The sequence below is a fragment of the Terribacillus saccharophilus genome (assembly GCF_002272745.1).
Lineage (GTDB): Bacteria > Bacillota > Bacilli > Bacillales > Amphibacillaceae > Terribacillus > Terribacillus saccharophilus_B.
This window is the reverse complement of record NZ_NPBD01000002.1, coordinates 331579-356535: the sequence shown is the minus strand read 5'-3', so window position 1 is coordinate 356535 and position 24957 is coordinate 331579. Positions and strand designations below refer to the sequence as shown.

General features: G+C 38.4%; 20 protein-coding genes and 1 pseudogene. 7 read left to right on the top strand and 14 right to left on the bottom strand.

The window, feature by feature from the left end:
• Window positions 1-113: 113 nt before the first annotated feature.
• From CHH58_RS03595 to CHH58_RS03580, 4 genes and pseudogenes are all read right to left on the bottom strand, one after another.
• Entirely contained in the window at window positions 114-1130 is a 1017-nt protein-coding gene (locus CHH58_RS03595; protein WP_095230368.1) for a 2,3-butanediol dehydrogenase, read from the bottom strand.
• Window positions 1131-1176: 46 nt separating this feature from the next.
• A complete protein-coding gene (locus CHH58_RS18730; protein ID WP_095230366.1) occupies window positions 1177-2004 on the bottom strand; it encodes a methyl-accepting chemotaxis protein in 828 nt (275 codons plus the stop codon).
• 11 nt (window positions 2005-2015) lie between these two features.
• Window positions 2016-2348: pseudogene (locus tag CHH58_RS18885) on the bottom strand (methyl-accepting chemotaxis protein); the annotation flags it as partial.
• 825 nt (window positions 2349-3173) lie between these two features.
• Complete coding sequence (locus CHH58_RS03580) at window positions 3174-3596, bottom strand: MerR family transcriptional regulator (protein ID WP_095230362.1); 423 nt, start codon at window positions 3594-3596, stop codon at window positions 3174-3176.
• A gap of 129 nt (window positions 3597-3725) precedes the next feature.
• On the opposite strand from CHH58_RS03580, the gene CHH58_RS03575 reads away from it, so the two are divergent.
• Window positions 3726-4577, top strand: coding sequence for an aldo/keto reductase (locus CHH58_RS03575; RefSeq protein WP_095232684.1), 852 nt, complete (start codon window positions 3726-3728; stop codon window positions 4575-4577).
• A gap of 22 nt (window positions 4578-4599) precedes the next feature.
• Complete coding sequence (locus CHH58_RS03570) at window positions 4600-5775, top strand: MFS transporter (protein WP_095262028.1); 1176 nt, start codon at window positions 4600-4602, stop codon at window positions 5773-5775.
• A gap of 624 nt (window positions 5776-6399) precedes the next feature.
• Here CHH58_RS03570 and CHH58_RS03560 read toward each other — a convergent pair.
• The 5 genes from CHH58_RS03560 to CHH58_RS03540 all read right to left on the bottom strand — a co-directional run bounded on the left by CHH58_RS03560 (window position 6400) and on the right by CHH58_RS03540 (window position 11372).
• Window positions 6400-7827 carry a DHA2 family efflux MFS transporter permease subunit gene (locus tag CHH58_RS03560; RefSeq protein WP_095262027.1) on the bottom strand — a complete coding sequence of 476 codons (1428 nt, stop codon included), beginning with the start codon at window positions 7825-7827 and terminating at the stop codon, window positions 6400-6402.
• 29 nt (window positions 7828-7856) lie between these two features.
• Window positions 7857-8597, bottom strand: a complete 741-nt coding sequence (nfsA, locus tag CHH58_RS03555) for an oxygen-insensitive NADPH nitroreductase (RefSeq protein ID WP_095230354.1) — start codon at window positions 8595-8597, stop codon at window positions 7857-7859.
• Window positions 8598-8617: 20 nt separating this feature from the next.
• On the bottom strand, window positions 8618-9949 hold the full coding sequence (locus CHH58_RS03550; RefSeq protein ID WP_095262026.1) for an NtaA/DmoA family FMN-dependent monooxygenase: 1332 nt from the start codon (window positions 9947-9949) through the stop codon (window positions 8618-8620).
• Window positions 9950-10292: 343 nt separating this feature from the next.
• Window positions 10293-10718: a MarR family winged helix-turn-helix transcriptional regulator gene (locus tag CHH58_RS03545; protein WP_095230350.1), complete on the bottom strand. Its 426-nt coding sequence runs from the start codon at window positions 10716-10718 to the stop codon at window positions 10293-10295.
• 294 nt (window positions 10719-11012) lie between these two features.
• Entirely contained in the window at window positions 11013-11372 is a 360-nt protein-coding gene (locus CHH58_RS03540) for a winged helix-turn-helix transcriptional regulator (RefSeq protein ID WP_170937537.1), read from the bottom strand.
• Window positions 11373-11590: 218 nt separating this feature from the next.
• On the opposite strand from CHH58_RS03540, the gene CHH58_RS03535 reads away from it, so the two are divergent.
• The 3 genes from CHH58_RS03535 (at window position 11591) to nspC (ending at window position 15618) form a co-directional block, all read left to right on the top strand.
• A complete protein-coding gene (locus tag CHH58_RS03535; RefSeq protein ID WP_095262025.1) occupies window positions 11591-12325 on the top strand; it encodes an NADPH-dependent F420 reductase in 735 nt (244 codons plus the stop codon).
• A 931-nt stretch (window positions 12326-13256) separates the two neighbouring features.
• Window positions 13257-14489, top strand: coding sequence for a saccharopine dehydrogenase family protein (locus CHH58_RS03530; RefSeq protein ID WP_095262024.1), 1233 nt, complete (start codon window positions 13257-13259; stop codon window positions 14487-14489).
• A 1-nt stretch (window position 14490) separates the two neighbouring features.
• Entirely contained in the window at window positions 14491-15618 is a 1128-nt protein-coding gene (gene nspC, locus CHH58_RS03525; RefSeq protein ID WP_095262023.1) for a carboxynorspermidine decarboxylase, read from the top strand.
• A 211-nt stretch (window positions 15619-15829) separates the two neighbouring features.
• Here the strand turns inward: nspC and CHH58_RS03520 are convergent, their stop codons facing one another.
• Window positions 15830-17461 (bottom strand): catalase, encoded by a 1632-nt coding sequence (locus tag CHH58_RS03520; protein ID WP_095262022.1) that lies wholly within the window; start codon window positions 17459-17461, stop codon window positions 15830-15832.
• Between the two features lie 661 nt (window positions 17462-18122).
• Here CHH58_RS03520 and CHH58_RS03515 point away from each other — a divergent pair.
• Window positions 18123-18611, top strand: a complete 489-nt coding sequence (locus CHH58_RS03515) for a pyridoxamine 5'-phosphate oxidase family protein (RefSeq protein ID WP_095261182.1) — start codon at window positions 18123-18125, stop codon at window positions 18609-18611.
• 133 nt (window positions 18612-18744) lie between these two features.
• Here CHH58_RS03515 and CHH58_RS03510 read toward each other — a convergent pair whose 3' ends face one another.
• Window positions 18745-19953 carry a multidrug effflux MFS transporter gene (locus CHH58_RS03510; protein WP_095262021.1) on the bottom strand — a complete coding sequence of 403 codons (1209 nt, stop codon included), beginning with the start codon at window positions 19951-19953 and terminating at the stop codon, window positions 18745-18747.
• Window positions 19954-20337: 384 nt separating this feature from the next.
• Between CHH58_RS03510 and CHH58_RS03505 the strand changes: the two genes are divergently transcribed.
• The gene (locus CHH58_RS03505) at window positions 20338-21231 is read left to right on the top strand and encodes a LysR family transcriptional regulator (RefSeq protein WP_095262020.1); all 894 of its coding nucleotides are present in this window, start codon (window positions 20338-20340) and stop codon (window positions 21229-21231) included.
• A 178-nt stretch (window positions 21232-21409) separates the two neighbouring features.
• Here CHH58_RS03505 and CHH58_RS03500 read toward each other — a convergent pair whose 3' ends face one another.
• The 3 genes from CHH58_RS03500 to CHH58_RS03490 form a co-directional block, all read right to left on the bottom strand.
• A complete protein-coding gene (locus tag CHH58_RS03500; RefSeq protein ID WP_095230335.1) occupies window positions 21410-22585 on the bottom strand; it encodes a NupC/NupG family nucleoside CNT transporter in 1176 nt (391 codons plus the stop codon).
• Between the two features lie 372 nt (window positions 22586-22957).
• Complete coding sequence (locus tag CHH58_RS03495) at window positions 22958-24028, bottom strand: bifunctional transcriptional activator/DNA repair enzyme AdaA (protein WP_095262019.1); 1071 nt, start codon at window positions 24026-24028, stop codon at window positions 22958-22960.
• 15 nt (window positions 24029-24043) lie between these two features.
• Window positions 24044-24802 (bottom strand): isocitrate lyase/PEP mutase family protein, encoded by a 759-nt coding sequence (locus CHH58_RS03490; protein WP_095230331.1) that lies wholly within the window; start codon window positions 24800-24802, stop codon window positions 24044-24046.
• Window positions 24803-24957 lie beyond the last annotated feature (155 nt).

Below are 24957 nucleotides of genomic sequence, written 5' to 3'. Positions count from 1 at the left end.
TTAATATATTATGTGGAATCTTTAGATAAAAAAACTCCCCTTCAGTAAACAGTTTAGTTTTCAACTGTCTACTTGAATGAGGAGCATCCAAACCAATCTTCCGCTTTCTTATCTTAACTAGGTTTAACTAAAATCTTACATTCATTTTTATCACTTATTAGTTTTTCAAAACCATCTTCCACAATGTTGTCTAGTTCTATAATACTCGTTATGACTGGCTTAACATTTAATGACCCTTTTGATAATAAATCAATTGCTTGAGCAAAGATATTATTGTAACCAAGAGAGGAATTGATTTTCTTCTCACTAACTACTTGCATTGTCGGGTGATAGTTAACCGGATTCGCGAATACACTGACAATCATAAATTCCCCATTAGGTTTGATGCAATCAAGAGATTGATTGAAAGTAGCTTCCACTCCGGCAACATCAAAGGAAACATCCACTCCGCCATTCGTATTATCTTTAATGACTTGCACTGCATCTTCCTCTATCGGGTTTATAACTATATCCGCACCCATTTCCAAAGCTAATTTTCTGCGTTCCTCACTAACTTCAGCCACAAAGATCTTGCTAGCTCCTGCTGCCCTCAAACTTTCTGATAAAAGCAGTCCGATGGGTCCTGCACCAAAAAGCGCTACGCTGTCGCCAATTTTAAATTTGCTTTTTCTGATTGCTTGTAATACAACAGCAAGAGGTTCTACTAAAGCTGCCAATTCATAGCTGAGTGTATCCGGCAGAGCGAATACATTTGCTTCTTTTACTACAACGTATTCTGCAAAACCGCCATTCTCGTGAATACCGTATGATTTCATATCAGGACATATATTATAATTTCCTGTTTTACAAGTATCACACTCGCCACATCCCCAAATAGGTTCAACGGCTACTCTATCGCCAGCTTTATATTTAGTTACATTGTCGCCCACTTCTACAATTTCACCTGTAAACTCATGACCCAAAATCATTTTATCTTCTGTTACAAAGGTCTTATGTAGGTATTCGTGTAAATCAGTTCCGCATATACCTGCGAATTTAACTTTGACTTTAACCGTATCCTGGGACACTTCTGGTTCAGTAATATTTTCAACCTTTACATTTTTCGATCCGTAGTATACTAAAGATTTCATCTTATTTCCCCTTTTTCTAAATTAACTAGTTGTGTCCTAGTCCATATTAGTTTGTAATGTCTTTTATGTATTGTCCAATATCATTGCTTTGTTCATCAAGATTTTGTATGTCTTCCATGAACTCCACCATTACACGGGATTGTTCTTCTGAGGCAGTGGAAACTTCACCGATACTCACAGTCAAATTCTCCATGTTTGTCCGTATTTCCTGAAGGGATTGACCGATAGTACCGACTGCTTCCTTCGTCCCGACGGAAAGCTTACGTATTTCATCTGCCACGACGCCGAATCCTCTGCCAGCATCACCAGAACGGGCTGCTTCAATAGCTGCATTCAAGCCAAGCAAGTTCGTCTGTGTAGAAATGTCTTCAATTAATTGAACAACCTTACTAATTTCCTGCGAGTTCTCATTTGCATGAGCTGCTTGACCATTAATATCCGTGCTCGTAGCAGAAAGTTCCTCAGCTTGCGCTGCAACTTGCTGCACTTTTCCTTGCAGACTGCTGACAATAGTGCGTAATTCATCCAGCTCTTCATCTAATATTTCTTCATCTTTCAAGGTTTTGGTGATTTGGAATACACCGACAATCTCCCCGTTTTCATCACGTATGGGATTAGCGGAGTATTGCATACCGACACCATAACGCTCTTTTGGAATATGTATTTGTACCTTTTCTCCATGCAGTGCTTGACGTAATATATCATTATCGTCAGAAAAAGCAAAGTCCCCTACTTTAACACTATAATCAAAGTCTTTCGACTGGGAAGAAAAGATAAAATTCTCTGTGTCGGTAACGACAACAGCACAATTTTCACCAAGGTTTTTTTTGATTTCAGGTGCTAATTTGACCAATGCTTGTAGTGTAAGATGCATATTGTAATCTCCTATTCCTGATTAGTTACTTTCTTCATTGTTTCGATGATTTGTTTGCTCTTTACGTCCAAAGCTTGAATGTCATCCATGAATTCCACCATGACGACAGACTGCTCCTCTGATGAAGTGGAGACTTCATTTATGCTGAGTGTCAGGTTTTCAATGCTGGATCGGATCTCTGTCAAGGAACTACCGATTGTCTGCACTGCTTCCTTCGTATTGTCGGAAAGTTTACGGATTTCATCTGCCACTACGCCGAAGCCTTTTCCTGCTTCACCCGAACGAGCTGCTTCGATAGCTGCATTTAATCCAAGAAGATTTGTCTGTGTGGAAATTTGTTCAATTAATTGAACCACTTCGCCTATTTGGCGGGAGTTTTGGTTTGCATTGTTCGCTTGCTGATTAATGTCACTACTGGTTGCGGAAAGTTCCTCTGCCTGTGCAGCTACATGCTGTACCTTACCTTGCAATGCATCGATTACCTCATTCAGTCTGCTTAGCTCTTTATCTAGCTTTTCTTGATGCTCCAATGTCCGAGATAAAGACAAAAGACCAACGATTTCGTTCGTTTCCATATCCCGAATTGGCGTTATGGAAGTAACGACTGGTACACCGAAAACTGCAGGATCTTCAGTTTTAGAAATAATTTGTTCTCCTTTGATTGCTCGCAAATAAACCTCATGTTCATCAAGTCTTGATTTTCCTGCTTCAATGTCCAGCTTCAAAAGCGTTGAGGGGGCAAAGTATACAAATTTCTCTGTATCCATTACGCCCATGGCGGCTGTCGGGCCTAGTGTATCTTTTATAATGGGGGCAATATTGACTACTGCCTGAATTGTAGAATTCATAAAACAAGCTCCTCCGTACGTATTTCTTCTATATATCGGTCAGAAGTACTAGAATGTGAAGCGCTTCACTAAAAAAAGTCTGATTTTGTCACAATTTGTAGAATAGGTTCTTTCGGGGTGCTCTATTATGTATTTAAATATAAAAAAACGCAAAGACAGCGATCACTTAAAACTATTACCTATCTGTATCGAATATTAGTTTAATTTCCTCGAGTTACACGAACTCAATAAATAAGATTATAGAGGATAAAGAATAAAACATAGTACAAGTACTCTTTATTATAAAAAAAGCACACCTAATAGGTGTGCAAGTATAATTTGTTATTTAGAAGCAACAATCTGAGATTCTTTTCTCCACTCGCCTGGATTCATATTATCAGGAATCACTTTATTTAAGATTTGGTAATAGTGTTCAGCCTTCTGATCCATAAATTGAACACGTTTTTTAGCTTCCTCTAATTGAACATGTGCTTTTCTTTGCTGCTCAAGAAAGATCTCATAACGCTGAGGAATAGTGGATTCGCCTTCTAAGCATAGATTTACATACTCTTTTATTGCCTCTATCGACATTCCGCTCTCTTTTAAGTACTTTACCCCGGTAAGCCAATTAATAGACTCATCGTCAAAAAGTCTTTTATTGTTCTTATCTCTCTTAATACTTGGTACCAATCCTTTATCGGTATAAAAACGAACAGTATGTTCAGTCATATTAAGCATTTCCGCAACTTCTTTTACAGTAATCATAAGAACCTCCCAAAAGTATAGTATATCTATTGACTTCGTGTTACTCGAAGGTGCTACTCTCTTAATCATAACTCAATTTACTTAATTTTATTAGTGACTGAGTTAAATTAATCAACTGGAGGATTTTATATGGAATTCGTAAAACTTAATAATGGCCTGGAGATGCCTATACTTGGCTTCGGTGTTTTTCAAATTGAGGATCAAGAAGAATGCGAACGATCCGTTTTAGAAGCTCTGAAAGCTGGTTACCGATTGATTGATACAGCTGCAGCATATCAAAATGAAGAAGCGGTTGGGAGAGCAATTAAAAGGAGCGGTGTACCTAGAGAAGAGATATTTATAACTACTAAACTTTGGATCCAAGATACTGGTTATGAAAAAACAATACAAGCATTCCAGAGATCCTTACAAAGATTACAAGTTGATTATCTCGATTTATATCTGATACATCAGCCTTTTGGAGATGTATATGGATCATGGCGTGCAATGGAGGATTTATATCACGAAGGCAAAATTAAAGCCATTGGTGTAAGTAACTTCCATATGGATCGTCTAATAGATTTGATTGACCATAATGAAGTAACGCCTGCCGTAAATCAGATAGAAACGCATCCTTTCTGCCAGCAAATTGATAGCGCAAAATTTATGAAAGACAAAAATGTTCAAATTGAGTCCTGGGGACCCTTTGCTGAAGGGAAAAATCATATGTTCCAGAACGAAACTTTGGTCGCAATAGGAGAACAATATAATAAAACTGTAGCTCAAGTAATTTTGCGGTGGTTAGCTCAAAGAGGTGTTGTATCAATTCCGAAGTCCGTTCACAAAGAAAGAATCCTTGAGAACTTCAATATCTTTGACTTTGAACTAAAACAAGAGGATTTGGATAAGATTGCTGCTTTAGATACAAAAGATAGCATATTCTTTTCTCACAGAGATCCTGAATTTGTAAAATGGCTCGGTAACGTTATGTACGATATTTAAGGTTACTCGAATGGAGAACAAAATGAAGAAGAATAACAATAGTTTACTTATATTAATTTTAACAGTGGGTGTATTCGGCATTATCAATACTGAGATGGGTATAATCGGTATATTGCCTTCACTTGCAGGTCATTACGACGTCAGTGTTAGCCAAGCTGGGCTTTTAGTTAGTCTATTTGCGCTAGCAGTTGCTATCTCAGGTCCCACAATGCCAATCTTATTTTCCGGAATAAACCGTAAAACAGTTATGATGCTTGTGCTCGGAATATTTGTCATTAGTAATATCGTGTCAATCTTTACAACTAACTTTACAATATCATTAATAGCTCGTGTAATACCGGCTTTCTTTCATCCAGTCTATTGTGCTTTGGCATTATCAACAGCTAGTAGTTCTGTTGCTCCGGAAGAAGCGCCAAAAGCTGTATCCCGCGTAGTTATGGGTGTATCGGCAGGTATGATTTTTGGGTTGCCTGTAACTAGTTTTATTGCAAATAGCGGTTCTCTAGAACTAGCCCTATCCTTCTTCGCCATTGTTAATATCCTGGCATTGCTTGCAACCATCCTCTTTGTACCATCTATGCCAGTTAAGGAAAAAACGTCTTATGGTTCGCAGATTAGCATTCTAAAGTACGGTATTACATGGTTAGCTATTCTGGCAGTCATTTGCCTAAATTCCGCTATTTTTGGAGTATACAGCTACTTTTCCGAATATATGGAGAGTGTTACAAACATAACCGGACAGATGGTTACCGGAATGTTATTTATATTCGGGTTTGCCAGCATAATAGGAAATATATTGGCTGGAAAGTTGTTAAGTAGCAAGAAGAATATAAGAGCAATCTTATTCTATCCATTTGCCTTAGGAATCACCTATCTTCTTTTATTTTTGTTTGGTGAACTAACTATTCCAACAGCAATTATAGTATTGCTTTTTGGCATGCTTATGGGTATAGGGAATAACATCTGTCAATATTGGATTACTTCTGCAGCACCGAAAGCCCCTGATTTTGCTAATGGATTATTCTTGGCATTTGGTAATTTAGGTGCCACAATTGGAACTTCTGTCGGTGGATTATTCATTGCATCCATGGGAACAAGATATGTTGTGATCAGTGCTTGGATTTTCTTACTGTTAGCTGCAGTTTTTATAGCATTGCGGGTGTTTAAATATCATTCTCGTAATGCTGCTACAAATTAATCCGTCTGTACTGATGCTCTAACCTATCCCTAGGTCTACCCTGCCTGGATATAGTGCTTCAAGTAAAGTGAAGTTCTCCACTTCTTTGAGAGGACTATGCTTATAACATAATCCTTCCAGAACCTACACGTATATTTTTAGTTTAGTATGTGAAGCAGCGTGTAGAGATAACAAAACAGGAGATGTACTAATCTGGTTAGGGGTATTATGATGTTCCGTGAACCAATATCTCTTAAACCTAATCTAACAACTAGTTGGACAATCTCTGTAGAATTTCTAAGTCTTTTACTAGGATTATTGTACATGTACAAAATCTAAGATAGATAACTGTAGATCATTATATAATTCATTGTTGATTATTTAATAAGACTCCTCTTTCTACCATAGTCATTAGAATAATAACCACTTATATAGGAACCAGGATAATTTCTTTCCACAGTTTCCGGGTTTTATATAAATCAGACTTAATAAACAGTTTGTTCGAGGGAATCATACTGGTACCTGTACGTTTTATTCTATTCAATAGCACCCTGCCGGGGTAACTCGATTAGATATATATAAAAGGGGCAACTTAACACAGATTTATCTGTTAAGTGCCCCTTTTCTTTATAAAGCTCTATTCGTCTAACTCATCGACTCACGGTTGACTACGACACGGCGGATGAAGAGAGCTATTATTAAACCAATTAGTGCTATGCTCATCGTGAATATAAATACGTTGTGTGTTCCTGCTGCCATCGCGTTTGCTATTTCAGTCAGCTTGGTCGGGTCAGAGGAGCCGTGCATGTATTTCTCCATACCACCCGTAAGGATGCTTACTGCAACCGCTGTTCCAATTGCACCTACTACCTGCTGCAGTGTGTTCATTACTGCTGTACCATGTGGGTATAGCTCCGACGGCAATTGATTTAACCCGTTCGTTTGAGCAGGCATCCATATCATCCCTACCCCGACCATCAGCCCGATATGCAAGGCAACGATAAAGACCACTGAAGAAGCAGGAGATAAGGTCGTGAAGAACCATAACATGATTGCAACGATTACGATTCCCGGGATAACGAGCCACTTCGGCCCGTATTTATCGAACAAGCTCCCCATTCGCGGAGAGAGGATACCGTTCAGCGCGCTGCCCGGTAAAAGCATAAGCCCGGCAGTGAAGACAGACAGTCCCGCACCCGTCTGCAGAAACATTGGCAGTATAATCATACTCGACATGATGATCAACGTACACGTCATTACCAAAAGCAGCCCAACGACGTACATTGGGTATTTGAAAACTCTCAAATTCAACATCGGAATGCGCATAAAGCTCTGCCGAAGTGTAAACAACACTAATGCAACAAGCCCAACAATGATTGACGTGATTACTACTACACTTCCCCATCCTTCAGATCCTTCGCCTGCCTTACTAAAGCCAAAGACTATTCCTCCAAAGCCAATCGTTGACAATGCGACAGACAACAAATCTACTCTTGGCTTTGCGACCTCTGTGACATTCTCTAAATACTTTAACCCTACCAACAAACCAACAACCAGGAACGGCAGAGAGAACCAAAAGATATAATGCCATGTTAAATATTCTATTAGTAAGCCGCCTATAGTTGGACCGGTTGCCGGAGCAAACATGATTACAAGTCCCACGAAGCCCATAGCCGCACCCCGCTTTTCTGGCGGGTATACGACAAGAATGGTATTGAACATGAGTGGCAGCAATAAGCCCATACCTATCGCTTGTAAAACTCGAGCAAACATCAACATTTCAAAGTTGATAGAAAGCGCCGCAATTAAAGTACCTAAGATTAGGCTTATTATTGAACCTGTGAACAGCTGTCTAGTTGTAAACCATTGCAACAGCAACCCACTCATTGGCATTATAATGCCGAGAGTCAACAAGAAACCGGTTGTTAACCATTGTGCAGTTGCAGCAGAAATTTGGAACACTTCCATTAAATTAGTCATTGCTATGTTTAAAGCTGTCTCGCTGAACATGCCAACAAAACCGCAGAGAAGCAGTGCTGTCAAGATAGCACGCGTATTGTATTGCTTTTGCATTTCTATATCTCCCTAAATCAATAAATTGTTTATTTTTTGGCTAATCCTTGTTTATTTAAATACTCACGCATGAAAGGCAGTTTGCTTCTTTCAAGATGGTCCTCAATATGATCTTTCCACCCTTTTACCTTCTTTACTGTGAAAGGCGCTTTGACAGGACGATCCTGGTAATACTCCAGCATCCGTTGGTCATAGGTTGCTAATTTTTCTTGATCTAGTGGTTGGTACTGATTATCAAACATTACCATTGATTGTGGCAAACGTGGTTTGATTGCCGGTTTCTCTCCAGCAGGATGGCCTATGCATAGTCCCACCAGAGGAATTACATACTTCGGTAAATTTAATGCCTCGGTTAATTCTGTGATATTAGCTCTTACTCCGCCGATATAAACTCCACCTAACCCCATTGATTCTGCTGCAGTTAATGCATTTTGAGCCATTAACCCAGCATCAAATGTTCCTATTAAAAGATACTCCATATACTCTAGGTCTACTTTGGGGGCAATTTGATGGTTCCGATTAAAATCTGCACAAAAAATCCAAAATTCAGCTGCTTCTTCAATATAAGGTTGATTAACAGACAGCTGCATCACTTTTTTTCGAAGACCAGAATCTGTAATTCTAATGATAGAAACAGCTTGTAGAAGACTGAAAGAAGATGTCTGATTAGCTGCTTTAAAAATGGCATCTCGTTGTTCCTCGGTCAGTGGTTGATTTGTAAAAGAACGAATAGATGTATGATTATGAAGTAATTCAACAGTATTGTTCATTTGAATCCTCTCCTCAATTGTTAATTTTCAAGCCGTCCGTATTGATAAGGAACTCCCATATTTTCACGCAATGTATTTCCTTCATATTCTTTATGAAACAAACCGCGTTCCTGTAAGATTGGGACAACAAGATTCACAAAATCAGCAACGCCATCATAGGCTATATCCGGAACAACCGAGAAACCGTCACATGCACCGGCCAAGAACCATTTTTCCAAAAAGTCAGCAACTTGTACGGGGGTACCTGCAACTACCGGATGATAGTTAATGACTCCATGAGCAAGCACATCACGAATGGATAGCCCTTGTTTCAGCAGCTGTAAGGCTCTGTGGGAACGTGGATCCATTGGGTTGGCATATGCTTTTTTCAACATATCAGTGGATAAAGGCTGATCAATATCTACCGTGTTCACCGATAGTGGTAAGCCAACCATGGTGCCAAGGTAACTTACTCTGCTTGGAATCTCCTCAGGATTGAAACTCATCAGCTGTCTTCGCCGTTCCAAACCTTCTTCTTCCGTTGCGCCTATGGAAAACATAAAACCTGCATACATCTTGATGTCATCAGGGTTTCTACCAAAACGGGCAGCACTTTGTCGAAGAGCTTGTCTATGTTCACGAGCAGATTCTATATCATATGGATTTGCATAGACACCAGAAGCGTACCTCCCCGCCAATTCCAACCCTTCATCTCCTCCGCCTGCCTGGAAAATAACTGGCTGGCCTTGTTCAGAAGGCGGGATTGGCAAAGGACCACGAGATGCATAATACTGCCCTTTAAGATTGATGGGCTTAATTTTATCCATATCGGCAAACTTTCCACCATCTACATCTAACGTCCAAGCGTCTGGTTCCCAACTCCCCCATAGTGCTTGGACAATTTGTATACTTTCATGAGCCATCTCATACCTTTCTTTACGATGAGCAAGCTGAGCACCAAAATTTGCCGCTGCTAACGGATGGGATGAGGTGACCGCATTCCATCCTACACGACCATGACTTATAACATCGAGTGCCTTGAACTGACGTGCAATATTATATGGATAATTGAAAGTCGTTGAGAGGGTAGCAACTAGTCCAATATGTTCCGTTTCCCTGGTTACAGCCATCAATGCTAACATCGGATCCATAGGGAACATAGGAGTTTGAGGACCTAAGTCATTGTACAATGCAGGAGTATCAGCTATGAAAATCATTTGAAATTTTCCTTTTTCCGCTATTTTTGCTCGCTCCACATAACTATCCGTATTTGTATAGGCTGCTGGGTCGGTACCAGGCATTCTCCAAGCGCTGAATTCAGCTCCGTAACCTGAAACCATTTGTAATGCTAACTGCATCTCTTTTCTTTTCATCCATTTCTTCTCCTTAATTTTATATAGGCTCCACATAATAAATTAGAGCTTACAGTCGACTATTTAATTAAGCTTTAGTATCTGAAAAACCAATAATTATTTAGCTTGCTAACTAATTACCAAGGATTATTCTAAAGACAGCTCTTTCGTTTTCCTTTCTACTGTGAATGAATCTTATACCCTTAGTATTGGGTAGGCAATGTTACAGAGAGCTGGTAGTAACTAGTTAAAGTATTTACTGGCTAGAACTGACGATAATCCACTGCGCTATATATTATATTGGTTAATACCAACTTCTTCTTTCTTAATTATTTAGCATACTAAATAATTACTTAGAGAAAACTTAAGATAAGTTCTTCTCCATTCGCTTCATTAAATCCCTTAATATCAAACGTTCTTCCGGTGAAATGGAATGCAGTAATTTTTCTTGCTGCTGCTTCCATTTGAAGTCCACTGGATCCTGTAATTCTCTGCCTTCATCTGTTAAATAAATTCGCATCACCCTTGCATCTTTCTCATCACGCTTACGGTATATAAATCCGTTTTGTTCCAGCGACTTGACCATATTTGTTACCGTAGGCGGCTCGCATTTTAGGTGTTCACATAGTTGCATTTGTGTTATTCCATCACCTTGCCACAAACGAGCGAGTAAATTATCTTGACCTACATAAAGCTTAAGTTCCCTTAGACTTTCACTATAATCCCGACGCATTTGAGATGAAACTTTATCTAAAGACTGACGAATGTCGCAGTCAACATTATCGTTCATATCTATCCCCTACCCGACATATATTTAGCAAGCTAAATATAACACCGTGAAATTATAATAGTCAAGTTACCTGATGAGAACTTACATTACATCGATCTGAATGCATTCTAGATTAAAAATCAAAAGTACAATAGAAATATGAACTCTCTTGAATCGCTGCAACTATATACAATAATAATCTTTTCTTCTAACTTTTCAATAGGGCAATAATAATTGTCTTAGTACATATTTTTGTACCTAACGAAGGATAAATAGTTCTTAGCTTGAAGTCTAACCTTGATACGCTTGCTCTAGTTAGTCTATTTGTACCCCAAACTTCTTCCCGAACTCTTCCATTAAATCAACAATAGGAATGAATTCTTGCCCCTTAGAGGATAGTGAATACTCTACACGGGGAGGAACCTCTGGATAAACTTTACGATTAATTAAACCATCCGTTTCTAGTTCTCGAAGTTGCTTCGTAAGAGAACCTTGTGAAATATCTCCTAAAAAGGCTTTGATTTCACTATAACGACGTTTTTTAGATTTCAAAAACCAAAGGATCAGATATTTCCACCTTCCCGAGAGTATGTTCTGAGTATAGGCAATACCATAAACTTCTCTTTGCCCCTTTATACACTCTATATCAAATCCATCCTTACAAATTCTAGACACTCTTTTCACCCGCTTTCTACTGTTAAGTACGAAAAAATGTACTACAGCCATTTTTAATGACTACTTCAAAAATATGAGAAATGCTTTTATTCTAGTATATGTAACAAAAATACTCAATACTTATTACTATCTAAATAAGTATGTATTGATTCAATAATTGGCTATTTGTATGTCTATAGCCAATTATTTGGAATACAAATTCTTAAGGAGGAACAAGAATGAAATTTGGAATTATAGGCGCTGGATCAATTGGATCGATTATTTCCAGAAAATTAGTTAAGAATGGACATGACGTGAAAATTGCGGATGCACGGGGTATGGAACACTTAGAAGGAAAAGATCTTGCTGGAAAGCCTGTACGTGCAGAGGATGCAATTACAAATATAGAAGTTCTTATACTATCTCTTCCTTTACGTGCACTGTCAAGTGTTCGTAACATTATCGGGCAAGTTGGGGAGGAAGTGATCGTTGTCGACACTTCGAACTATTATCCCGGCAGAGACGATAAGATAGAAGAAATTGAGGACGGAATGGTTGAAAGCATTTGGTTTTCAAATCAATTAGGCAGACCTATCATAAAAGCTTTCAACAACTTATTAGCATATACTTTAGAAAATGAAGGAACTCCAGAAGGTGCTAGCGGACGCATTGCTATGGCAGTTGCTGGTGATAACGTAAAACATAAACAAATAATCATGGATGTAGTGAACCAGATTGGTTTTGATACTGTTGATGGCGGTTCTTTAAGTGACTCCTGGAGACAACAGCCAGGAACTCCTGCATACTGCACAGAGCTAACAAAAGATGAATTAACTATAGCCTTGAAAGAGGCAAATAAAGAAAAAGCGCCATTATTACGAGATAAGGTAATGGAGATGTTGTCAGTTGCTAACCCAAAACTCCTCTCCAATAAAGATATTGTGAATATGAACAGGGAAATATATAATTCCTAAAACAAAAGGTGCACTCAAATAGAGCGCACCTTTTAGTTTCTCCATATTTTTTGTATGTTTAGAGAAAATGTTTTCTGTAATCCTTTTAATTACATTATTGTACGGACCCTTAGGTAGTTCTTATGAACTTTTTTACATCCCGCTTCTTTTATGAATCAGATTTTCTATACAAATTAAAGATCCTGTACAACTTCAGAATCTTTTATATTTCTATTAGTTCATGTTAATCCACCTTCGACACTCCAAACTTGCTGATTATTGATTTAGGACACCATTTACAGACCGTTTTTCCGCAAACAGTACCGGTTTCTTTTTATGTCATATTTGTAAAAAAAATAATAAATTTTGTCTATTGCTATATATCTTGTATGTGTTACTATAATAGGTGCGTTATTTGGAAAGCTGCTATTCAATATATCTGGATCTTTCCAAGCAGATAATTTTGACCACTTCTCTCTTTATAGAAGTTTAAGGGCCATACGGACAGCCGGGTCAAATGCCGATTGGCAACTTTAGTTGCCCTATTGATTGAGTTAGAAGCTCAAATTTTATAAGTTGGTTACTTTACAACCAGTGCATATGCACATCAACTTGTGAAACGGTCAATAAGAGTGGTAAAAGTAATTATTTGCTATTAGACTCTGATCCTATTTGATATATTCTTGAATATTAAAGAGCTTTCTTGCAAAAGATTCAGTTTTATAACTGCTTTTGTTCTGGAGTTACCTATGCTATTTTAATATTGATAATTATATCTAAAGCAAGTGTGATGCGCGGTTAGGCGTATTTGGCACTTGCTTTTTTGTTTTAAGGGAATTACATCAAAGTATTCTTTTACTGCAAACGTGCAAGTGGTAAATACTCTGATAGCTTGGTTGTTTCGGTATTCTTCTTTGCTAGAAAAAATCTACCTTAGTTAGGAGACAAAAGAATGGGTAAAGCACTTATTATTGGCGCTGGCGGAGTTGCGTCAGTAGCTGTACAAAAATGCGTTCAAAACAGCGAGGTATTTGAAGAGATTTGTATCGCAAGCCGCACAAAATCTAAATGTGATGATTTAAAAGCTAAATTAGATGGCAGCAAAACAAAAATTACCACTGCACAAGTGGATGCAGATAATGTTGATGAGCTTATCGCTTTAATTGATGAAGTAAACCCGGATATCGTGATGAACTTGGCTTTGCCTTATCAGGATTTGACGATTATGGATGCTTGTCTTGCAACAAAAACACACTATATGGACACAGCAAACTATGAGCCAGAAGATACAGCAAAATTTGAATACAAATGGCAGTGGGAATACCGCGAGCGTTTCGAAAAAGCAGGAATTACAGCTCTTTTAGGTAGCGGTTTTGACCCAGGCGTAACAGGTGTCTTTTCTGCATACGCACTAAAGCATTACTTTGATGAAATCGAATATATCGATATTCTTGATTGTAATGGCGGTGATCACGGATATCCTTTCGCAACGAACTTCAATCCTGAGATTAATATTCGCGAGGTTTCTGCTAACGGAAGGTATTGGGAAAATGGTGAATGGATTGAAACGGAACCAATGGAAATCAAGCGTGTCTATGACTTCGCTGAAGTTGGCGAGAAAGACATGTATTTGCTTTACCACGAAGAGCTTGAATCTCTTGCTGAAAACATCCCGGGAATTAAGCGTATCCGTTTCTTCATGACATTCGGCGAAAGCTATCTTACTCATCTTAAGGCTCTTGAAAATGTAGGAATGACTTCCATTGAACCAATTGAGTTCGAAGGAAAAGAAATTATTCCACTTCAGTTCCTAAAGGCTGTATTACCTGATCCAGCAACACTTGGACCACGTACAGTTGGAAAAACAAACATTGGCTGTATCTTCAAAGGAAAAAAAGACGGCGAAGAGAAAACATACTATGTATACAATGTTTGTGACCACCAAGAATGCTATAGAGAAGTTGGTTCTCAAGCCGTCTCCTATACAACTGGCGTTCCTGCCATGATTGGGGCAGCTATGGTTATGACTGGAAAATGGAACAAACCAGGCGTGTTTAATATTGAAGAATTCGATCCAGATCCATTTATGGAAGAGTTGAACAAATGGGGACTTCCATGGGTAGAAGACTTTAATCCAGTGCTTGTTGATGAGACTGCAGCTAAAGATCAGGAGTCAGTTCGTTAACATGCGGTTTGAAGAATTACCAACCCCTTGTTATGTAGTTGATGAAGACCTTGTAGAAAAAAACCTTAAAATCCTTAATGGTGTCATGCAGCGTACAGGAGCAAAAATTGTGTTAGCTCAAAAAGCTTTTTCCATGACAACAATGTACCCCTTGATTGGAAAATACTTGAGCGGCACAACAGCGAGTGGCTTATTCGAAGCCCGCCTGGGTTACGAGGAAATGGGCAAAGAAAATCATGTCTTTGCCCCTGCCTATCGTGAAGATGAAATCGACGAAATTATATCCATTTGTGATCATATTATCTTTAATTCCTTCTCACAGCTGGAGAAATTCAAAGATAAGGCTCTTCAAGCCAGCAGAAAAGTCGGCTTGCGCATCAACCCTGAATGCTCCACACAAGATGGACATGACATCTATGATCCATGTGCGCCAGGTTCCAGATTCGGTGTGAAACAGGAAGATTTTTCTCCAGATTTGCTCGACGGTGTCTCAGGACTGCACTTCCATACCCTTTGCCAGCAAAATTCTGATGACTTAGAGACTACTCTTCATGCAGTCGAAGAAAAATTCGGCCAATGGCTCCCACAAATGGAATGGATTAACTTCGGTGGTGGTCATCACATCACGAGAGAAGATTATGATATTCCAAGACTAGAAGCTTGTATCAAAAGCATGCAGGATAAATATGGGTTAGAAGTATATCTTGAGCCTGGAGAAGCCATTGCGCTCGATGCCGGCTATCTGATCACATCTGTGCTTGATATCCATAAAAATGGTATGGAAATTGCCATTCTTGACACTTCAGCAACTTGTCATATGCCTGATGTATTGGAAATGCCATATCGCCCTCCTCTATTTGGTTCAGGCGAAACTGGTGAAAAGCCATTCACTTATCGACTTGGCGGGCAAACCTGCCTTACAGGAGATGTAATTGGAGATTATTCTTTCGATCAGCCATTAAAAAGCGGCGATAGATTAGTCTTTGGTGATATGGCTATCTACTCCATGGTGAAAACCAACACATTTAACGGTATGCCGCTACCGGCCATTGCTGTACGAGATAAAGATGGCGATTGCCAAGTCGTACGCGAGTTTGGCTATCAAGACTTCAAGATGAGATTAGCTTAAAAGAATTATAATTTTCACTTCATCTCTAAGGAAACGGTATCTTCAAAATCATGCCGTCCACATAGAGAGGATTTTAAAAAACCGGATTCATCAATTTGAATCCGGTTTTTTTATATAAAATCTATATAGGAGATTTTCCTATTCGTCATAATATAAAAGTACGCAAAAAAGGCTGTCATAATTGACAGCCTTTTTGCACAAACATCATTCCTTAATATTCATCAGACTCACGGCTATTTTCCACAGCTTCATCAGTTGCTTCGTTTGCAGCTAGTGAACCTTGTCCGAATTTAGTCTTTCCTGCTTCGCGTCCTGGAAGCTGATTTTCTTCATTGTTTTCTTTGATTTCTTTCAACTTCGCTTCAATGCCTTCCTTCACACGGCGGCCATAATCTTCATCTGCTTGCGTGAAGTGTTCAACCATGGCGTTTTGAATTGATTCATCGCATACTGATAATGCATTGGATAAATTATTAATTAACTCATCTCGCTCCCAATCTTCAAAATTGCGATAGGTATCGCCTGCTTGTCCATAATTATTCGGACGGTCGATTGGTGCGCTCATAGCGGCTGCATTAAATGTTGGACGGTGCTGTGGACGCTCTTCTTTATTCGCTTCCTGTAAACCGCCAAGCATGGATGGTTCATAATTGATATGTGGATTGTCACCGGACTCTTTAGGATCGCGGAAATCCATTTGACCACGATGCTGGTTCGTATGGACAGTAGTTTTAGGTGCATTGACAGGCAATCTTAAGTAGTTTGCCCCCACACGATAGCGCTGTGTATCGGAATAAGAGAAAGTACGGCCTTGCAGCATTTTGTCATCAGAAAAGTCCATTCCATCGACAAGCACTCCTGTACCGAATGCAGCTTGCTCAATCTCTGCATGATAATCTACTGGATTACGGTCTAATATCATTTTTCCTACTGGAAGCCATGGGAATTTATCTTCCGGCCATAATTTCGTGTCATCTAGAGGATCGAAATCGAGTTCCTCGTGGTAATCATCTTCCATAATCTGTACAAATAGTTCCCATTCTGGATAATCACCTTGCTCAATTGCCTCATATAAATCCTGTGTGGCATGGCCAGTGTTTTTCCCTTGGATATAATTAGCTTCTTCTTGGGTCAGATTACGGATGCCTTGCTTCGGTTCCCAGTGGTACTTCACTAGGACAGCCTCTCCCTTATCATTTACCCACTTATAAGTATTAACCCCAGAACCTTGCATATGGCGATATGTCGCTGGTATGCCATATGGTGAGAACAGGAATGTAATCATATGTGTTGCCTCTGGCGAACGTGAAACAAAGTCAAACATACGCTGTGGGTTTGGAACATTTGATGCTGGATCAGCTTTAAATGCGTGAATCATGTCTGGAAACTTCATTGCATCACGGATAAAGAAAATCTTAAGGTTGTTACCAACCAAGTCCCAGTTTCCGTCTTCTGTGTACATTTTTACAGCAAAACCACGAGGATCACGCTCTGTTTCAGGTGAATCTTTCGAGCCTGCTACTGTAGAAAAACGAACCATTAATGGTGTTTTTTTGCCAGCTCCTGAAAAGACTTTTGCCCGCGTATACTTTTCTACAGGTTCGTCCCCTACTTTTCCGTATGTTTCAAAATAACCAAATGCACCAGCACCTCTTGCGTGTACAACACGCTCAGGTACCTCTTCCCGATCAAAATGGGAAATCTTTTCTATGAAGTGATAATTCTCAAGTGTTGCCGGACCACGGTCACCAATCGTACGGATATTCTGATTATCTGTGACTGGATGACCCTGTCTCGTAGTTAACGTTTTTCTCTCAACATTTTTATCTTTATTCTCAGCCAAATTGGTGTACCTCCTTAGATTATTCGAAATAATTCTAACATTCTAATTCCAAGACTTCAATTATTATACTTGTTATTTAATAAAAATTATTCAATTGTAATCATTACAATAAGTTGATTTATCTTAACTCTTTACAAGTAAATAATTTCAGCCAAATAATCTCATTGGATGTAATATTATAATCAGTTACTGTTTTTAGTGATTCAATTCCAGCTCCTTCTAATTTAGAAGCTATTATTCACGGTACTACCTTTCCCGATTCTAAATAGAAATAAACGTAAAAAATAATGTTTTAACTCATGAATGATGTTTCCGACGGTTCAATTAAAGATGTTATGTATATGTGTGAAAAAAGCATACTATTCATATAATACTTTTTAAAACTGTGCAATGAGCCCTCTCAATATTCCTTATACTTTGTATAGTCTAACCAGTCGTTGTGGCTTTTTTACCATTACGTTCCCCCCTCACTAGACCGTTACTGCCTCTTCTTCACTTATCGAACAATAACTAATAAAATCAATCATTTTCCTAATAGAAGGACTCTGCCCATAATCATTTGTTTTATTAACTTGCAAACACTGTCGAGTGAGTTTAGTATCTGCCGTACACGATTAAGAATTGGTGTTAAGGGTATTATACTTTTACTAATATTAATAAGGTGGGAGAAATGATGAAGCAAGAAGAAATGGAAACATTAAGAGAGTTAATCAAAGACGTAGACACAGCGATGCTGACTACGGTAACTGAGGAAGGCCTTGTTTCTCGCCCAATGAAAACACAAGAAGTAGAATTTGATGGCGACTTATGGTTTTTCACTAAAAAAGAGACTGATAAATATAAAGAAATCTTACATGACAAAGATGTTAATGTGGCTTACGCAGGAAAATCCTATGTTTCCGTTCGTGGAAGAGCAGAAATAGTAGAGGATTTAAACAAGAAAAAGGAATTGTGGAGCAAAGCATATGAGAAAATCATGCAAACGTCTTATGATGATCCTTCTGTTGTCTTGATTAAGGTAAAAGCGGAAGCAGCCGAGTATTGGGATACTGGTAATTTTAAGAAACAAATCGCCTTTCTCTATAAGCGTATGAAAGGGCAAAGTTCTGAGTCGACGGATGTTAACGAAACGATTGAATTGAACAAATAACCTCAAAATTAGAAGAGAGGCAGAGTTTCTACTGAAACTCTGCCTCTCTTCTATCATTATTCCCTTTATTAGGTTATATATAGCATTAGAAGACTTTGTAAGTATTACCCTTCTATCTAAGCAGAATCAATTATTACGAGACTTGCTGAGCTGATGATGATCTTCTCACTAAAGTAACGTAGGCGATAACAGCAAGTATACTAGTCATAAAAATAGTTATACCAAAAGGAACGGCAGAATCTTCTCCAGCAATTCCTACTAAAGGAGAAGTGACAGCTCCTAATGCAAATTGAAGACTGCCTAATACAGCTGCTGCACTTCCTGCAATATGCCCTTGTGACTCCATGGCCAGTGTAAAGGAAACAGGCGCGATGATTCCGATGGCTACCGCGAACAAGAAGATTGCCAGGAACAAAGCGATGAATGGTCCGTGAACTAGTACTACAACCAAGATGATAGCAGTTGTGATGAAAGCAATCAACAGTCCGATACGGAAAATACGATGTTCCCCAATCTGCTCAGATAACCGTTTGACAAGCTGAGATCCTAAAATAATTCCTAGTCCATTTAAGGCAAAAAGTATGGAAAACAATTGAGGAGTTATACCATACATATTTTGATAGATAAATGGAGTACCGGATACATAAGCGAACACACCAGAGAACAGTATGCCATTGACGAGTGCGTAGCCCATAAAGCTCCGATTCCGAAGCAAGGAACCGTAGTTTTTTAAAAGCCCCTTGAAATTGCTTGGCACACGTTGCTCAACAGGCAAGCTTTCTTTTATTCCCCATGTGGCTACACCTGTTAGAATGAGTCCTAAAAGTCCAAGAAAAATAAATACTCCAATCCATGAAGTAAACGTAGTTACCGCGCTGCCAGCAGTAGGAGAAATCAATGGAGCCACATTACTAATCATCGTAAGAAGTGCCATGAATTTGACCATTTCTACTCCACTGTAGCGATCACGAACAATGGCACGAGAAATAACAAGTCCTGCGGAAGCAACAAATCCTTGAAAGAAGCGCAGAACAACAAATATACCGATGTTCGGCGAAAATGCACATGCTAATGATATGATAAAATATAGCAGCATTGAAATAAGCAAAGGCTTACGCCTGCCATGAACATCACTTAAAGGCCCTGCAATGAGCTGCCCCAGACCTAATCCTAACAAACTAGCAGTTAGACTTGCTTGAATTAGAGATGCCGTTGTACCGAAATCATTCATCATTTCTGGGAGCGAAGAAAGATACATATCTACGGTAAAAGGCCCTAGTGCTGAAAATACGGCTAACAGCAGTGCGGTTCTAAAAAATTTGTTTTCTGTCTTATATTCCATTTATTCACAGCTCCTTTGGCACAAATTTTGCTCTTTTAAAAAAATTGCCATTAAAATTCAAGGGCAATTTTTAATTAGCTTTTTAGTCGGCTTGCTTTGTGGGACGGATAATTATTTCGCTTACTGCTACCGTTTCAGATGTAACTATCGCATATGCAACTGCATCAGCTACAGAATCGCTTCCCCTATTCCGTTTGATTCTCCATGATTACCAAGTCTTTATCTTGAATCGTCACATATATCATCCCTTCTTAATGGTGTTTTTCTCTCATATCCATTTTAGATACGGCTAAGTTATATAACAAATACTTATATCTGATAACTTGATATGCTTGCTAAGCATGTCTATTTGTATATACTAAAAATTATCAGGAGGAATCATATATGGAATTAAGAGTTCTGCGTTATTTTCTTACAGTGGCACGAGAAGGAAGCATTACAAGGGCTGCTAACTTTCTGCACGTTACGCAGCCAACCTTATCACGACAATTAAAAGACTTGGAACAGGAGTTAGGAAAGAAGCTATTTATCAGACGCAGCCACAGCATCTCCCTAACTAATGAAGGTATTCTCTTAAGAAAAAGAGCTGAAGAAATTGTTTATATGGCAGATAAATTAAAGACTGATTTCAGTTCCATGAAAGAAACAGTAAGTGGTGATGTTTATATAGGTGGCGGAGAAACAGACGCCATCAGGCATATTGCAAGGATAGTAAAAGAATTGCAGATAAGTTACCCTAATGTACGCTATCATCTATACAGTGGAAACGAAGAAGATGTAACGGATCGGCTAGACAGAGGAATGCTTGATTTCGGGATTTTGATAGAACCCGCAGATCTTTCAAAGTATAATCATTTGAATATTCCAGCCAAGGATCTTTGGGGAGTTGTTATGAGAAAAGATAATCCTCTGGCTGAGAAAGCTACCATTCAAGCAGCAGATTTATTAAACCTTCCGCTAATCTGTTCAAGACAGGTCATGAATCAGACTTATTCAAAAAATGAGTTTGCTGATTGGTTTGGTGAAAACCTGGATAAATTAAATGTTGTGACTACATATAATTTGGCATACAATGCTAGCATTATGGTGGAAGAAGGCATCGGTTATGCAATCACTCTTGATAAAATAGTAAATACGTCAGGAGAAAGTAATCTTTGTTTTAAGCCTCTTGAGCCAAGACTTGAGTCCGGTTTAAAGCTTGTTTGGAAAAAGCATCAGGTCTTTTCGGCAGCTTCTGATTTATTCCTTCAAGCTATACAAGCGAAATTTTCAAGCTAATCAATAGCCCCTGAAGAAAATAGTTATATCCTATTCAATAAGAATGTCAATTACGAATAACATCGAAAGTCTTCACAAGCTGATAATCCCTATTTAGCAAGACTTGGAACATAAAACAAAGAAGACTGTACACTAAGTTGCGCGCAGTCTTCTTTGTTTATATTAGATATTTATGTTCTTACAGAAATAGTCCTACAATCGTACCTGTCAATATAGATCCCATCGTTGCCACTAGCAGAACCTTGAAGCCGACTTTAGCCAGCAAGCTTGCCTGCTTTTGATCTATTGCTTGTACAGTTCCTAAGATCATTCCAATAGAAGAGAAGTTTGCGAATGAAATCAAGTAAGCTGAAACAATACCTACAGTTTTCGTGGACATGTCAGGTAGTATTTTGACGAAATCAGTAATTGCTACAAATTCATTGGCAGCTACTTTCGTACCCATGATAGACCCTGCATTAAGAATTTCTGAAGTTGGGATTCCCATAATAAATGCTACCGGAGCAAATACATAACCTATTAGCTCCTGGAATGTCATTCCCACAATGCCGTCCAAAATAAAGTTAACCATTGCAAGTAAAGCCATATACGTAAGTAACATTGCTCCTACGATAAGAGCAGTTTTACCACCTAAAATAGTGCCATTACCGATAGCTTCAAAGAATGATTTCTCATTATTCATCTCTTTTACATCTATCTCAAAATCTTCTTCACTTGTAACTGGAGCCACAATAGAGGATAATATCAGACCTGAGAAAACGTTTAATGGCAGTGCTACTAGTACGTATTCAGCGGGTATCAGCTGCAAATAAGCTCCAAGAGTCGAACAAGATACTGCTACTAGTGATGAACTAGCGACAATAAACAGACGGTTTGGACTGAGCTTATGAATTTGCGACTTTACAGATAGAATTGCAGTTGTATTACCGAAGATCATGGAATTTACGGCAACAAATGATTCGATCTTCGGAAGACCAGTTATTTTGGAAACAAAACCACCTATATATTTAATTGCGAATGATAGTATTCTGGTATAAGTTAAAATGGACAATAATGCAGATACAAAAATAATCATAAGCAGAACGTCAAAGAAGAAATAACCCTTTGTAGACAAGTCCCCCAATAGGAATGCGATTCCTTCATGACCAAACGAAAGTACTTTCGTAAATACATCTACAATTTTCTTGATGATCGTTCTGCCAATGGAAGTGTTCAGCAAGAACCAGGCTAATATAAGCTGGACAACAAGCATGATACCAACAGCTCTATAATTGATATTCTTTTTATCATTTGACATAGCCCAGGCTATAGCGACTAAAACAAGTATTCCTAAAACCCCAATAACAATAGACAATTCCTTTACCTCCTACTCTCAGAGCCGCAATGGCAACAGTAATATTATACTTAGCTTTGGACAATTTTAACCTTCGCGTAAGGATGGAGGCAGAAATCCTACACCCACAACAACTTTTATCAAAATTTTTATCTTATATACAGAATCAATAACGAATCTGTTTTATAAGATAACTTCACGCTAAATTATTTCATCTATTATTACATATAAAATACAGCATGATAACTCTTTTAGGATTAGTTCTATAATTTTCATTTTTCCTAAAAATTAGTTTAACTACTTTATTAATATATTTTAAATATATCTGAAAATACAAAAAAGAAGAAAGCTAAATCTTGTTGATTTAGATTTCTTCGAGAATCTAACGCATATCTAAGTTAATATAACAGCGTTTTTATAATTATTCTCTAACTCGATCAACCATGCTTTTCTTTGGATACCTCCTCCATATCCTCCGTGAGTTCCATCTGAGCTGATTACTCTGTGACAAGGGATGATTAAAGCTATTTGGTTAGCACCATTAGCACGGGCTACTGCACGATAAGCTTTCGGGCTTCCTATCTTTTCAGCTAGGTCTTTGTAGCTCATCGTGTATCCTGGAGGTATATTTTTTAAGATTTCCCAAACCTTTTTCTGAAAATCCGTTCCTAATTCATTAGAGATCGGGGTGGAGAAAGATAAAGAGATCCCCTCGAAATATCCTTTTAATTCATCTTCAAGATTTTCCAAAATTGTATTTGTTCCAGGCACAATAGCGGCAGAAAATTTACTCCTTAAGTTAACGATTTCGGTTTCAAGACCTCGTCTATCAATAAATTCCAGAAGATATAAGGCTTCGCTATCTGCGATGGCAACCATTGGACCAAGCTTAGTTTCAATCCATTTTGCTTTGAAAAGTTTAATGTCTTTAATTTTCTTCGGAACAGTTCCCATAATCTTGGAAAATGCATCTCTGAACCCATTACCGGAATCGAACCCACTGTCCAATTGCGTGTCAATTAAAGATTTCCCATTGCGTATATGGTTAAATGCTAACCCTAAACGCCGAGACCGTGCATATTCTATAAATGTCATACCAAAGTACTTTTTAAACTGTCTTCTTGCTGTATTTGCACTCATGGATAATTCATCAAAGTCTTTATCTGTCCACTTTTTCTGAGGATTTTCTTCTATTGCCATAACTAGTTTCTTTACTTCAGGTGATAGTAAACTGGGTAAGCTCAGCGGCTGGCACCTCTTGCATGGTCTGTATGACGCTAATGCGGCCTCTTTTGCTGTAGAGAAGAACTCACAGTTTTCTTTTTTGGGTTTTTTCGCTGGACAAGTTGGGCGGCAAAAAATCCCCGTTGTCTTCACCCCTACATAAAAAGTACCTTCATATTTGGAGTTTTTCTCTATTAATAACTTATAGTAAAAATCTATTTTTGATTGATCCTTTATCATGGCTGCCACACCTTCTTAGACTTTAAATATAATATTGCTCGATAGGATTCTTTTTGCTTGGAAATAGGATTGCGGTCCATAACTTACTCGGCTGACCCCTATTTCTTTCCAGTCAATAGTAACACTATTCATGGAATCTAACATGATATTAACTGGTAAAGGGGATAATTCAGTAAACTCCTTTATCATGTTCAGCTTCGTAAGACCAGGAATGAAGATACCATCAGCTCCAGCTTCTGCGTATTTCTCTGCCCTTTTCAGTGCTTCTTTGACTAAATCAGCAGAATGATTATTATGCTTGAAGAATAAGTCAGTTCTCGCATTGATAAAAATCTGAGTTTCTGCAGATACAGCAGCACTTTTTACAATTTGTATTCTTTCAGACTGTTCATTTATATCCCACAATTCGTAGTTCCTCGTTTGAGATTTTTTATCTTCAAAATTAATACCTGCTATACCTGTATTAAAAAGTGTTTGTGCATTTTGATGAAGTGATTTTAAAGACTTGGCATACAATCCTTCAGCATCGATCGATACAGGCAAATTTGTGTTATCGACGAGTTTTTGCGCGAGACAAACTAACAGTTCAAAAGGTAGCTGTTCTCCATCATTGTATCCGCAGGCATCAGAAACTGCATAACTGCTTGTAGCTAATGCCTTGGCACCTTTACTTTCAATAAGCTTCGCAGACATGACATCCCAGCAATTATAAAGATATAAAATGTCTTTTTGATAGTGCAGCTCTTTGAAATAAGAATATCCATTTTCTCTCACTGTTTATTCCTGCTTTCCTATGTGATGCCATTAGATTAACAGTGTATCTACAATTGCATACCAGAAAAATTAACACCGATATTTTAATGCCCATAGCGCTTGGATAATCGTTCAAGATTATTGGTCGGTAACATGAATGGAAACTATTCTGTTTT

What these genes read in the sequence shown, in the direction of transcription:
- CHH58_RS03595 (WP_095230368.1), bottom strand. Translation starts at nt 1,130, where the DNA reads ATGAAATCTTTAGTATACTACGGATCGAAAAATGTAAAGGTTGAAAAT.
- CHH58_RS18730 (WP_095230366.1), bottom strand. Translation starts at nt 2,004, where the DNA reads ATGCATCTTACACTACAAGCATTGGTCAAATTAGCACCTGAAATCAAA.
- CHH58_RS03580 (WP_095230362.1), bottom strand. Translation starts at nt 3,596, where the DNA reads ATGATTACTGTAAAAGAAGTTGCGGAAATGCTTAATATGACTGAACAT.
- CHH58_RS03575 (WP_095232684.1), top strand. Translation starts at nt 3,726, where the DNA reads ATGGAATTCGTAAAACTTAATAATGGCCTGGAGATGCCTATACTTGGC.
- CHH58_RS03570 (WP_095262028.1), top strand. Translation starts at nt 4,600, where the DNA reads ATGAAGAAGAATAACAATAGTTTACTTATATTAATTTTAACAGTGGGT.
- CHH58_RS03560 (WP_095262027.1), bottom strand. Translation starts at nt 7,827, where the DNA reads ATGCAAAAGCAATACAATACGCGTGCTATCTTGACAGCACTGCTTCTC.
- nfsA (WP_095230354.1), bottom strand. Translation starts at nt 8,597, where the DNA reads ATGAACAATACTGTTGAATTACTTCATAATCATACATCTATTCGTTCT.
- CHH58_RS03550 (WP_095262026.1), bottom strand. Translation starts at nt 9,949, where the DNA reads ATGAAAAGAAAAGAGATGCAGTTAGCATTACAAATGGTTTCAGGTTAC.
- CHH58_RS03545 (WP_095230350.1), bottom strand. Translation starts at nt 10,718, where the DNA reads ATGAACGATAATGTTGACTGCGACATTCGTCAGTCTTTAGATAAAGTT.
- CHH58_RS03535 (WP_095262025.1), top strand. Translation starts at nt 11,591, where the DNA reads ATGAAATTTGGAATTATAGGCGCTGGATCAATTGGATCGATTATTTCC.
- CHH58_RS03530 (WP_095262024.1), top strand. Translation starts at nt 13,257, where the DNA reads ATGGGTAAAGCACTTATTATTGGCGCTGGCGGAGTTGCGTCAGTAGCT.
- nspC (WP_095262023.1), top strand. Translation starts at nt 14,491, where the DNA reads ATGCGGTTTGAAGAATTACCAACCCCTTGTTATGTAGTTGATGAAGAC.
- CHH58_RS03510 (WP_095262021.1), bottom strand. Translation starts at nt 19,953, where the DNA reads ATGGAATATAAGACAGAAAACAAATTTTTTAGAACCGCACTGCTGTTA.
- CHH58_RS03505 (WP_095262020.1), top strand. Translation starts at nt 20,338, where the DNA reads ATGGAATTAAGAGTTCTGCGTTATTTTCTTACAGTGGCACGAGAAGGA.
- CHH58_RS03495 (WP_095262019.1), bottom strand. Translation starts at nt 24,028, where the DNA reads ATGATAAAGGATCAATCAAAAATAGATTTTTACTATAAGTTATTAATA.